Source organism: Denitratisoma oestradiolicum (assembly GCF_902813185.1).
GTDB classification, from domain to species: Bacteria; Pseudomonadota; Gammaproteobacteria; order Burkholderiales; family Rhodocyclaceae; genus Denitratisoma; species Denitratisoma oestradiolicum.
The window spans coordinates 1,210,652-1,222,745 of sequence record NZ_LR778301.1; the positions used below are offsets into that span (position 1 = coordinate 1,210,652).

The following is a 12,094-nucleotide window of genomic DNA, read 5'->3' on the forward strand; positions in this document are numbered from 1 at the left end:
TTATGCAAGTGGAAGGAAGAGTAGCGCAGTCGCTTCTGGGTTTGATGGGAAGTAGAAGTGTACATACGATGCGGTAAGGCGGCCTAGTTGGTAAATCGCTTCACCTGTTTTCCCATCGGGGTCGTGTGCCCGTACATAGGGCTTTAGGGGCGTTTCGCAGCGGGAGTAGTGAAATGTATGCCCGCGCAACGATCCCTCCTGCAGACTGGCTTGTTGCAGACCCAGTCCGGCTAGGCGTGAGCCCATGACACAGCTTCCAGGTAGCAATCCAGCAAGCGAATGGCAGTGATTTTCTTGATCCACAAGGGTTTCGAATAAGCTCATCATGCCACCGCATTCAGCCAGGAGTGGTTTCCCCGCCGCGTGATGAGCGGTGAGTTGCTTCCAGAGGTCATGGCGACGGGCCAAGGCCGGTCCATGAAGCTCTGGATAACCACCGGGCAGCCAAAGGGCGTCGCAGGAGGGCAACGGCTCACCCGCAAGAGGTGAGAAAAAGCAAAGGCGGGCGCCCAAGCGGCGTAGCGTATCCAGATTGGCCGGGTAGATAAAACTGAAGGCGGCATCCCGTGCAATGGCAATGGTGCGCCCGGTTAACAGAGGTGGTATGTCATTGTCTGTGGCACTCGGGAATTCCACTTTTGGTGGTAGATCGGTGCTGGTAGTACTGGCGATCTGGTCCGCCAGTAGGTCCAAACGCTTCTCCAGGTCGTCGATCTCATTCGCCTGCCACAAACCTAGATGACGTTCAGGCAGGGCCACGGCATCGTCCTTTGTCAGTGCGCCGAACCAGGCTATGCCGGGAGGCAAACTATTGCGCAGGAGTTCAGCGTGATGGGCGCTGCCAACCCTGTTTGCCAGAACACCGGCAAAGGGTAACTCGGGTCGGTAACTGGCTAGGCCGTGGGCCATGGCACCAAAGGTTTGTGCCATGGCTGAGGCATCAATCAGGCCGAGCACGGGTATCTTGAATCGGCAGGCAATATCAGCGGCCGAGGGCCTGCCATCGAAGAGTCCCATTACCCCTTCTACCAGGATCAGGTCAGCATCCTGTGCAGCACTGGCAAGGCGCGATGCAACATCGGCCTCGCCTCCCATGCCTAGGTCGAGGTTATAGACCGGGGCACCGCAGGCGACTGTCAGGATCTGGGGGTCAAGGAAGTCGGGGCCGCATTTGAAGACGCGCACCTTCCGGCCTAGCCGCCGATGATGACGGGCCAGGGCGCCGGTGACCAGAGTCTTGCCTTGACCCGAAGAGGGGGCAGCGATGAGGAGGGCGGGGCATTGGCTCAGGGTTTTCATTACCACTCCAGTCCGGGCATGGCCTTGACCCCAGCAACGAAGGAATGTTTCACCTGATTGATTTCACTTACCGTGTCCGCTGCGGCAATCAAGTCTGGCGGCGCCGCCCGGCCGGTGATGATCACATGCTGTAGGGGAGGTCGCGCCGCCAGCACCTCCAGCACTGGCGCCAGGGGCTGCCAGCCATACTTGAGGGGATAGGTGAATTCGTCCAGCACTACCAGAGCATAGGCTGGGTCCGCCAGATAGCGGGCGGCCAGTGCCCAGGCCTCCTGGGCTCGGGCCTCATCCTTGTCACGGTCCTGGGTATCCCAGGTGAAGCCATCTCCCATAACATGCCAACTCACCAGATCGGGAAAACGCCGGAAGAAGCCCTCCTCACCCGTGTCGGAACGACCCTTGATGAACTGGATCACCGCCACCTTCATGCCATGCCCCAGGGCCCTCGCCACCACGCCAAAGGCGGAGGAGGACTTGCCCTTGCCATTGCCGGTATTCACAACTAGGACACCGCGCTCGATCTGGGCCTCGGCGATATGCTGATCCACCACCGCCTTCTTGCGTTGCATTCGGGCGCTGTGGCGCTGATTACGTTCTTCGATCTGTTTCTCGCTCATGATCTGATTCTCAGTGATGGGCAGGGTTGCGGCGGGCCAGCAACAGGTTATGGGCCAGGGCCGCCATACTCAACCAGAGGCCCATGGCCACTAGGCAGCGAGGCAGATGCTGGGCGCTGCGGGCCAGATACTCCGCCCAGTTGGGATAGGCAAAACGCCCGGAATAGAGATAGAAGCTGCCGCTGGAAATGACGTCGCAAACCAGGGTGCCGAGCAGGCCGCAAAACACCAGGGGCAAAGGCGCAATGCGTTCCAGGCCCCAACCCAGCCGATAGCCGCGCCCTGCCAGCCAGAGGCTGGCATAGGCCGGCAGTAGGGCGATGTAGGCTGGGGAAACGCAGAAAGCGCGGGTGCCGCCCCACTCGATCGCCGCGTAGTCGATCCCGACCGCCAAGCCGAGAAAGCCGGCCAGGGCCAGGGGTGCATTCAGGTACATGCCTGCCAAGAAGAACACGGCCCAGGACGCACCGGGAACGATGTTGCGCAAAAGGGGGAAATGGTGGCCACGGGTGAGTACCATCAGAGAGATCAGTACGGCGGCAATAGCTGCTTGCCTAGCGCGGTAAATGCCATGATCACGGGTACAGGAAAGTGAATTCATCATCAGACTCTTTCGATTAAGTCGTTGAAATTAGCGGCCGTCCGACGGTGGTGTGATCAGCGCATGGCATAGCGCAGGCCGACGAACAGATTAACGCCAGGTGTGCCATAGCCATAGGCGGTCTCATACTTGCGGTCAGTGATATTGTTGGCTCGCAGCTCCAGGCTCAGCTCCGGGCCAAGGCGGTAACGGGCATAGGCATTGAGCACGCTGTAGCCTGCCATCGGCCTGCGATTGACCGTGTCATCATAACGACGCCCCACATCGCTCCATTCAGCACCCAGATGCCACAGGCCGACATCACGGCCCAGGCTCAATTGCAGCTGTTGCTCAGCGCGTCGTGGCAGGCGCTTGTGGGTCGCCTCATCCCGTGCCTCCAGCAGATCCAGGCTGGCATTCAACTGCCAACTAATGAAGCTGACAGCGTAAGCCAGGGTGGCGCCATCCAGTTTGGCTCGATTCACATTGGCCGGTGGCCAGCCTGAGATAAGGTTCTGCACCCGATTGCGAAACAGGGTCAACCCCAGCTTCTGGCCCTCTTGTTCCCAGTCCAGTCCCACTTCAGCATTGCGCGCCATTTCTGGTTGCAGTCGAGGGTTGCCACCACCAAAGCGATCATGGGGCCAATATAGTTGATTGAAGGTGGGGGCGTTGAAAGCGGTTCCCACTGCGGTCTTGATCCGCCAGGCTGTGCTCAGTTGATAGCCGTAGCCGATCTGCCCCGTAGTCTGACGGCCAAATTGGGAGTTACGGTCGTGGCGGGAATTGAGTTGCAGGCGATGACTTCCTAGGTTGGCGCTCCAGCCCAGCAGGTAGGAATCGATGTTGCGCTCATTAACCAGATAGATGGTCGTGCTACTGACCTTCTGCTCGTTGTGCTCGTAGGCCAGGAGTGCGATGCCGAGCGGCAGCATTACGTCATTCTGCCAGTGAAAATGTTTCTGGACAGTGCGGAACCGAGAAGTGTTGGTTGCGTTGATGGCGTTACCTTCATCCAGACTGCGGCCTAACCGCATCAAGCTGGTCCAATCCTTGCCGAGATGGTTGCGCAGGAACAGTTGGTAGCTGGCGGTAGTCTTGTCGATCCGGTCGTTGAAGTTGCCCGAGCCAGCATCATACTGATTGACGCCATCGGCCTTTAGTAGGGACAGGCCGATCTCGTCGCGTCCCTCCAGTCGGTAGTTGAGACTGCCGCTGAAATGCCGTTGGCTGAAGCCGTCCCGGTCTCGGTTGTAGCTCAGGGGGAGCTTGGCGGCATTGCTAGCGGAAGAAATGCCGTCAGTGTCGTAGGTGCCGATCCGTAGGCTGTAGGAGAGGGCATTGAGGCTGCCCCGCAGGCCGGCCTCGGCTTGTTGAGTGTTAAAACTACCTTTGGCGGCAAAAGCGTCGAAGCGGGGGGCGCCCTCACCACGTCGGGTGAATATCTGGATAACGCCTCCCAATGCATCGGCTCCGTAAAGAGAGGATGCGGGGCCTCTCAGGATTTCCACCCGCTCGATATCTGCCAGGGGGATGTTTTCCAGTGCTGACTGGCCGGTGGTGGCGGAATTGATCCGCAGGCCGTCCACCAGCACCAGCGTATGCCGGGCCTCAGCACCACGAATGAATATGCCAGTTTGTGCACCTGGGCCGCCGTTGGCAGACATTTGTAGCCCAGGCTGGCGTGCCAGTACTTCGCTTAGGGTGGACTGTCCTGCTTTATCCAGATATTCCCGAGTAAGAATGTTGACGTCGCCGAGGACATCGGGCGCATGTTGGGCCTGACGGCTGGCGGTAACGACGATGGTGGAAAGGTCGGCGGCATGTGCCTGACTTGCCGACCAGAGTGCGACGGCAAGGGCGCTGCGCAGGTAACTGCGATGCATGAAGACTCCCTGTTCCCTGGTCTGCGTCCCCGCAGGCCAGTATGGATTGGATAAGGGCATCTCATGGGAGAAAAGGCATGCGCCATCCGCCACCTCCCCGTAGCGATACCGTGGTGATGTCCGTGGCCGGTCTCCGGGCTCGGAAGTCTTGAACCGCAGCCTTCCCAGGCAGATGCCCAGTGGCTGAGGGGGCGGTCCCTCACTTCCTTACCGTTGCGGGGGCAGCACAGGTCTTGCACCTGTTTCCCGTTTCACCTCTTGGCAGACATAGCCTTAAGGCACCGCGAACACTGGAGGCGGAGTTTATCAATGGGATGATGATCAGGCGAGATACCGCTCACCGTCTCGAAATTATCCTGATAGGCGGTGCTTCTTCATGGTGTTCGTTTAGGTGCCAAGTCTAGTGTTCGTTTTTGACGACCCCTTTGTGGTCGAACAAAACATCACCATGCCGAGTCGATACCAAGGTTGTCAGATCGGTGCGATCCTGACGTACTGAAGATGAGAAACTGCGCCCTCGATCTCTGCTGAAAAGGGTGGTCCCACCAGTACCGACCAGTCGCAGCAACCCATCCGATCGCTGTGCGATGGCCGTAATAGACTGCTGGGTGCCGCTCGGTACCTTCTTCCAGCTTGTGCCTCTGTCATCGCTACGATAAATATTGCCGCGCATACCAGCCACGATGATTCCACCATCATCCAGTGCCAGTCCAGTCCAGAACGATCCCCGGCATTCGGTCTGGATCTGACGCCAATTTCTGCCTCCATCCTCAGAGCGGTATAGGGCGCCAGCCTCAGAGGCGATGAATAGTTGGTCCTTTCCGGGAAAAATATGCATCAGGTGACGCGGGTTTGATTCATTCTGGGCCAGCTGCCTTTCTTGCCATGTAGCGCCACCATCATGGGTTTCAAGCAATAGGCCAAACTGTCCTACTGCCAAGCCGTGGCGGGGGCTGTAGAACAAGAGGGAGAGCCACACTTTATCCTGCCCTGGCGCTTGCCGCTGCAAGCGCCAGGATTCTCCACCATCGGTGGTCATCAAAATCGTGTCATCGTGACCTGCTGCCCATCCTGACTTGCCATCAATGAAATACACGCTGGTCAGAGTGGCACGACTGGGAACGGATCTGGCCTGACGAAATGTTTTTCCATCATCTGACAGCAGAATGATTCCATGATCACCGACGGCAACTATCCGGTCCTTCGCCAAGGTGGCTGCAATCACTGATGCACGTTCAGGAGTGGTAAGGTGAAGAGCCCTCTGAGGGCGCACCTGTTCGGCATAGGACGCTATGGGGAAATGGATGCCGAGGAGGAGGGGGATCAGTAAAATAAAGTGAGGCATGATTTATCTGGCTGCAAAGGTTGCCGAAGGTAAACCGTTGCGATCGGATACTTTTTCCAGAATTGCGACGAAGGCGGGCATCACTGTTATCACCAAGACCATGTTTGCCATGAACATGAAAGTGAGGAGGGCACCCATATCGGCCTGGAATTTCAGTGGGGAGAAAATCCAGGTGGACACTCCGAGAGAAAGGGTGATGGCAGTGAATAGGGTGGCCATGCCCACATCGTTCAGGGATTCTTCCACAGCCTGCCTCATGGGGAGTTTCTGCGAAAGGTGGATGAGAAGTCGGTTGTAGAGGTAGAAGGCATAGTCGACGCCAATTCCGGTGGTGAGCACCATGACTGGCAGAGTCGCTACAGTCAGGCCGATACCCAATGCCTTCATGAAAACGTAGCCAAGGAAGGTTGCCAGGGTCAGCGGCAGGCAGCAGACAAGAATGGCTCTCCAGTCGCGATAGGCGAGTAGCACCAGAAGGGAAATGCCGGTATAGACCAGCACCATCATCTGGAATTCCCTTGCCTCGATTTCCTCGTTGATGGCGGCCATGATGCCAACATTCCCGGAGGCAAGCAGTACCTGCATTCTGGAGTCGGGAGGGGGATAGTTCTTGCGAAATGACTTGATCGTATTAATCACCGTCTGGATGGTTTCTGCTCGATGGTCGGACAGATGGAGATTGGTGGCCATCATGGTACAAGTGCGGTTAAGCAAACCGGAAGACTCGGGTAGGAAGCCCAGGGCGGCCTGCAAGGCACGACTGTCCCTGGGCAAGGCCAGCATTTTTGGGTTGCCTTCGTTGAGTAGAGCATTGGCGGTTTTCGTTAGGGTCGAGAGCGACGTAACCGAAATGACGCCGCGTACCTGGGATAGGTGCTGGGTGAACTGGTCCAGATAATCAAAGACATCGAATCGGGTACACCCGTCAGTTGGCGTCTCGAACACCACAGTCAGCACATCCATGCCCATGTCGAATCGATTGGTAATACTTTCCATATCCCGGTTGTAACGTGATTCGGCACGTAATTCCGGTACGCCGCCCTGGAGAGCTCCGACCTGTCTGTCCAGACTCTGCCATACGGAAAAGAACAGCAGCAGGATGGCTGTACCCAGTACCCATTTTGCATTGTGAATATCTGCAACCCAGGCTATTCGTCTCATTTTGCTAGAGCGTCGTGCCTGGATTCTGGCCAGGGTGACAGCATGGCTGGGAGGAAAACTAAGATAGGAGGCGGCTAGGGGCAGCATCACAAGATTTGTTACAACCTTGAAGCCAACACCGATGGCGGCGGAGATTGCAAGTTCCCGGATCATTGGAATGGGTATGGGAAGGAGCGATACGAAGCCGATCAAGGCTGAAAACAATGCAAGCGTACCTGGTAACAAAAGACTCGAAAAACTTTCTCGGGCTGCTTCTGATGGATTCTTGCCCCGTGCCACTGCTGACGAGATGGCGTTGATCTGTTGAACACCATGGGATACGCCAATTGCAAAGATTAGAAACGGGATCAGAATGGCGAGAGGATCAAGGCCAAGGCCGAGCATGGCCAACATTCCAAATTGCCACAGGACGGAACACAAGGAGCAGAGCAAGGGCAGTAGCGTGAGCCTGATGGAGCGGCAGTACCCGTAAACTGCAAGGGCTGTGAGCAGGAAGGCCAAACCAAAGAATAGATATACGTTCCCGGCACCATCGGCAATGGCGCCCATCTGTTTGGCAAATCCGATAATCTCCACTGCATGTTCATGTGTTTCGTATTTCTGGCGTATTTCCGTTTCTAGCCTGGATGAGAGATCCAGATAGTCCAATTTCTGGCCCAAATAGATGTTCTCGTCGAGAATATCGGCAATGACCATCGTTGCAGTGCCATCTCTGGATACCAGGCTTCCCTGATAGCCTCCGCGTACTACCCGGTCGCGAATCTGCTCGATTTTGTTGGCATCCAGGTTGTCGGGGGTGATGTTGCCACCGATGACGTTCTCGGCATGGAATCCCTCTTCGGTCAATTCATGGAGCAGGATGTTGGGTGTCCAAAGGGATTGCACGGAACGTCGGTCTACGCCGGGAAGAAAGAGTACTGACTGGGTGATCTGATGCAGTTTCCCGAGCGTGGTGGGATTCCATATATCCCCATTGCGAGCGCGCAATGAAATCATGAGACGGTTGGTGCCAAACAACTCGTTTCGGTACTTGAAGAAAACCTGGGAATACTCATGCCCGACAGGGATTTGCTTGTCGAAGTGGGTCGATATGCGTAATTCCATGGCCTTAAAGGCCATCAATACCGTAAACAGTAGAAGCCCCGCCAGGACGATTGCTCGCCTTCTGAACAAATAACCTTCAAGATTCGGGACGAGTCGCTTTGTGCCAAGCATCAGGCTACATTCCTAGGTGCAGCGGGGCGGGGGGATACCCCGCCGTTGCCGTTGTAGTCAGAAGCTGTAAGAGACGGATGCACTTAATACATCGCGATCGCGCAGCATGTTCAGATTTCCCCCGCCCCAGAATCGGCTGTAGCCGATGGCGGCTTTCCAGGTGTTGTGGTAGTCGAAATTCAACCCCACAGATAGCGCCTTGCGGCCTTGAACAAAAGGAAGGCTATTGGGGGCGACACCCCTAACGTCGTGGTAGTAGTCGACGATGGGTGATAGGGTCCAGCCAGTTCCGAGGATGTTGGCGTAGGTGAGGGACAGTTCTGCTACATAACCCCAGGAGGTCCGGCTTGGGAGTGTGTAGTTATTCAGGAGGTAGGGAACACTTCCGTCCAGTGTCAGGTTCGGATAGTGCGTAACTGCTGTCTCAAACAGGAAATACCCCTCGGCGGCATTGATCATCTGTGTCAGTGACGAGGGAAGCTCTAGGAACCCGGTGAGATGGGCCTGCCATTTGCGCTCTTCCTTGTACCCGTTTACTACATAGGGAGTGGCACCGCCGAATCCATTGAAATAACTGTAGCGGCCCGCATGGGGAACCACTGGATCGATAGCTACGCTATCCCTGGGACGATAAGATATTTCGGCGCCCACTGCCCAGTCCCCCAGTGTGGTATTGAGGGACAAGCCGAACAGATCCTTGTCCATGCCATATTGTTCAACTGCACGAACGTTGATGACGTTGGTCGTGTTGGGATCATATTTGAATCCAACAAAGGGAAGCTTGTCGTGATAACGGATGTAATAAGCGGCGTACTCGGTATCTCCATTTGTCGGTTTGTAGCGGAGGTTGATGCCATATTGCCCCCGGTTATTTGGAGTGGTGATGTCAACGGGAACGATGGTGCCTAGTCCCGGTGCCACTGAGTTGGCTAGATATTCCAAGGTTCTCCCGGATTTCGGAGCAAAGTCGCCGAATACCCCCAGAGGCGTACCTCCTGCATAGAGGGGATCCATGACCGAGGTTGGAATGAATCCGCCGCGCTTTCCCCCCTTGCCAAGGAAATCTCCATAGGACCAGTAGGTGCCGGCCGGATCTAGGATGAACTTGTTCCAACGGAACTGATAGTAGGCTTCGGTGGAAAAACCATTACCCAGAGAGGTAGAAAGCGACAGCATGGGAGCGGGAACGAATATCTCCTTCAACTGTGCTCCTGGGATGTGAATCTTCCTCAAATCGACTGCATTAATGGAATTCACGCCGCCGATGATGAATATATCCTCTCCCCAACTGATGACCTGATTGCCGAGTTTAATTTTGGCTGGTTGGCCGTTCAGTGTTAGCTCCTTTGCTACCCAGAGGTCCAGCAACGTGACATCCTGCTGCATTGCTTTTTTTGCATCTCGCTCCAAGGGAGTACGTTGGGTTTTGTCGGCACGGAAGTCCGATGACCATGTGAATCGGCTAAAGGCGGACCAGTCCGTTGGAGACTTGAGGAAAATCTCATGGGTGCCTTTCAGTACGGTAGAAACAATCTGTCCCTTCCTGTAATTCAGGTTACCGTCATCTGAATTGCTGTAGATGAAATCGGGTGGAGCGGTGAATCCCATTCCTGGACCATTGACCAGTTCCCCCAGTGGGCCGGCAATGGAAACATTGCCACCGGAATCATTACCAATGATGCTTGTACTCGGAGACTCCAATCGCTTTTGCATGCCGATGGACAGTGTTGAGTCAAAACTGCCGATCCAGCCATTATTAAGTTCAAACTTGAAGGCGGCAGCCGGTTTTGAAAGACCAATACTAAGGGTGCAAAGGACTAGGATCTGGCGGATCAGATACGGTGTTATGTTTTTCATTTTTGTATTCTTCATCGTTAGACCGGGTTAACGGGCGCCAATTCGGCGCAAATCCTCGGGCTCGAATTGTCTTGGATCGATACGACCCTCATCACCCGCCAACCAGTCAGTTGGCTTTGATTCCTGTGTGGCGTACTCACCCAAGTAGCGGTTAGCATTGAGATCCCATGATATGAACTCCTGGCTGACGCAGGCTCCCAATTCAACGGCAGGGTAGATGGTGGCCTCCATGACGCGCCAGAGCTTGCCTTGGCTGTCGTATTGATCTGCCTCCATCAACATCCAGGTATCCTCGTCAAGATAGAAGGTTCTCCGGGCAAACATGTGGCGCATGCCTGGTTTTACCGTGGCCTCAATCTTCCAGACACGATGAAGTTCATAGCGCATCAGATCTCGGTTTGGGTAGAGGCCCTGATACACCTCGCTCATCTTGCGTTTGGCAACGAATTTATAGTTGTTGTAGGGGATGTACATTTCCTGCTTGCCCACTAATTTCCAGTCGTAGCGATCTAGAGCGCCAGCGAACATGGGATATTGATCGGCGGTTTCCAGGTTTTCAAACCCCGGTACTGGGTTGTCATATTCCAAGGCGGGAAGCCGCCGTACCCGACGTTGCCCTGGGAAATACATCCACCCATTGTTGGCCTTGTTGCCCAGGAAGTAATGCACCAGCAGTACTTCGCCGTTGCGTGAAGGTGGGGAGGTCATCATGTCGAGGATCATCATCTGTACCCCGTTGGCTTCCCTGGGTGAATTGACCTTAGTGGACGCAAATGGGGTTAAGGCGAGCTGCTCCTGTCCCAGACCATAGAAACTTCCATCCGGATTGATGAAGTTCGTCTGGTAAGCCTCGATACGGCCTAATCCCTGCCAGCGAAGGCGATGATTCCAGATGGCCTCTGCTCCGTTCTGGGGAATCGGAAATGGAAATGCTCCACCCAGAGCGCTATCTAGGCTGTCACTCCCATCATTGGAAAGCTTTGCTAGTGTCGCATTCTGTTTGGTCCGCTCGGTGATCGTTTCGGGGTAGCCGCAGGATCGATGACTGGGATACACGTCCATACGATAACCCTTGCGTGTTTTCAATAATTCAATCTGCCCTGCCGAGAGTTTGTCTTTGTACTTTTCGAGGTTTGTGGCGTCGATGGAAAACAGGGGATTTTCAGAAGCGTAAGGATCAATACGAGCATCTGTGAGTTTTCGTTTTTTCTTGGGCAGTCCTCCTTGCCATTCTGGGATGCTGCCATCCCGGTTACCAGCCCGTTCTGCGCCGACTGGTGTCAGCTCCCGGCCTAGCCGTTTGGCTTCGGATGGGCTGACCGCTGCCTTCGAAGTTGTCCACATCATGCTGAGGCCAAGTATTAGTACCCCTTGAGCCAGTCGTCTCATCACCATCCTCCGGATATTTTTCAACCCTGTGCAACCAGGGCGTCCAGCCGTTCTCCAACGCACGGCAGCAATGAAAAAAGGGCTTCGCCAACGCACAGCCAAGTGCGCTGACGAAACCCTTGCCATTGGTTTCTACAAATTCACAAATACGACGTTCAGCAGGTCTTCTGGCTCTCGGATCTCCCGGATTGGCCGCGCCTTCCCACCAGGGTAGGCCCCGGCAGTGGCTGGCCGGATGCATTGCATCCAGCCTTGCGGCATCCGTCCCCGATTACAGCGGCGGGCCCGCCACGGAATTGCACCGTGTTCCTGGATGCTGAAGTCGGCCGGGATTCTTCTGATTTGCTGTTCTATTGTCAATTCGATACCTGTCTCGGCTGGAAGTTGGGTGTCTTACTCAGTAGAAAATCTGCATAACGCAATCAACTTGGTAAATACGAAACCGCTTGACTCGTTATTGATTGCAATCATAGAATCGCGGCAAAAGTTGTTCGTGGTACCTGACAGCCCTGCGAGCTGTCAGGTGAAACGGGAAGCAGGTGTAAATCCTGCGCTGCCCCCGCAACGGTATGGGAGTGAGGAGTCGTCAGGAAGCCACTGGACTATGGTCTGGGAAGGCGACGATTCAAGACTTCCGAGCCCGGAGACCGGCCACGGACATCACCATGGAAACGCCACGGGGTGGTGGCGGCCGGCGTTAGACCGATCGAACTCCCTGTGCGTTGCCTTCATCAATCGTGACCGG

Annotated in this window: 8 protein-coding genes and 3 riboswitches; all 8 genes read right to left on the reverse strand. The window is 55.5% G+C overall.

Translation table 11 applies throughout. From position 1 onward, the window contains the following. The 8 genes from DENOEST_RS05635 to DENOEST_RS05670 all read right to left on the reverse strand — a co-directional run bounded on the left by DENOEST_RS05635 (position 1) and on the right by DENOEST_RS05670 (position 11,349). A complete protein-coding gene (locus DENOEST_RS05635) occupies positions 1–1,299 on the reverse strand; it encodes a cobyrinate a,c-diamide synthase (RefSeq protein ID WP_145772306.1) in 1,299 nt (432 codons plus the stop codon). After that, positions 1,299–1,916 carry a cob(I)yrinic acid a,c-diamide adenosyltransferase gene (gene cobO, locus DENOEST_RS05640; RefSeq protein WP_145772307.1) on the reverse strand — a complete coding sequence of 206 codons (618 nt, stop codon included), beginning with the start codon at positions 1,914–1,916 and terminating at the stop codon, positions 1,299–1,301. Before cobO ends, DENOEST_RS05635 begins: the two co-directional genes overlap by 1 nt. Positions 1,917–1,926: 10 nt before the next feature. After that, positions 1,927–2,436, reverse strand: a complete 510-nt coding sequence (locus tag DENOEST_RS05645) for a hypothetical protein (RefSeq protein WP_145772308.1) — start codon at positions 2,434–2,436, stop codon at positions 1,927–1,929. 137 nt (positions 2,437–2,573) lie between these two features. Then, positions 2,574–4,382 carry a TonB-dependent receptor domain-containing protein gene (locus tag DENOEST_RS05650; RefSeq protein WP_145772309.1) on the reverse strand — a complete coding sequence of 603 codons (1,809 nt, stop codon included), beginning with the start codon at positions 4,380–4,382 and terminating at the stop codon, positions 2,574–2,576. A gap of 107 nt (positions 4,383–4,489) precedes the next feature. Next, positions 4,490–4,683, reverse strand: a riboswitch (cobalamin riboswitch). Between the two features lie 99 nt (positions 4,684–4,782). Continuing rightward, positions 4,783–5,727: a WD40/YVTN/BNR-like repeat-containing protein gene (locus DENOEST_RS05655; protein ID WP_145772310.1), complete on the reverse strand. Its 945-nt coding sequence runs from the start codon at positions 5,725–5,727 to the stop codon at positions 4,783–4,785. A gap of 3 nt (positions 5,728–5,730) precedes the next feature. Beyond that, positions 5,731–8,103 (reverse strand): efflux RND transporter permease subunit, encoded by a 2,373-nt coding sequence (locus DENOEST_RS05660; protein ID WP_145772311.1) that lies wholly within the window; start codon positions 8,101–8,103, stop codon positions 5,731–5,733. Positions 8,104–8,160: 57 nt separating this feature from the next. Continuing rightward, the gene (locus DENOEST_RS05665; RefSeq protein ID WP_197970535.1) at positions 8,161–9,975 is read right to left on the reverse strand and encodes a DUF1302 domain-containing protein; all 1,815 of its coding nucleotides are present in this window, start codon (positions 9,973–9,975) and stop codon (positions 8,161–8,163) included. 12 nt (positions 9,976–9,987) lie between these two features. After that, the gene (locus DENOEST_RS05670) at positions 9,988–11,349 is read right to left on the reverse strand and encodes a DUF1329 domain-containing protein (protein WP_197970536.1); all 1,362 of its coding nucleotides are present in this window, start codon (positions 11,347–11,349) and stop codon (positions 9,988–9,990) included. A 140-nt stretch (positions 11,350–11,489) separates the two neighbouring features. Further along, positions 11,490–11,685: riboswitch (cobalamin riboswitch) on the reverse strand. Between the two features lie 141 nt (positions 11,686–11,826). Beyond that, a riboswitch (cobalamin riboswitch) is annotated at positions 11,827–12,019 on the forward strand. The last annotated feature ends 75 nt before the right edge of the window (positions 12,020–12,094 follow it).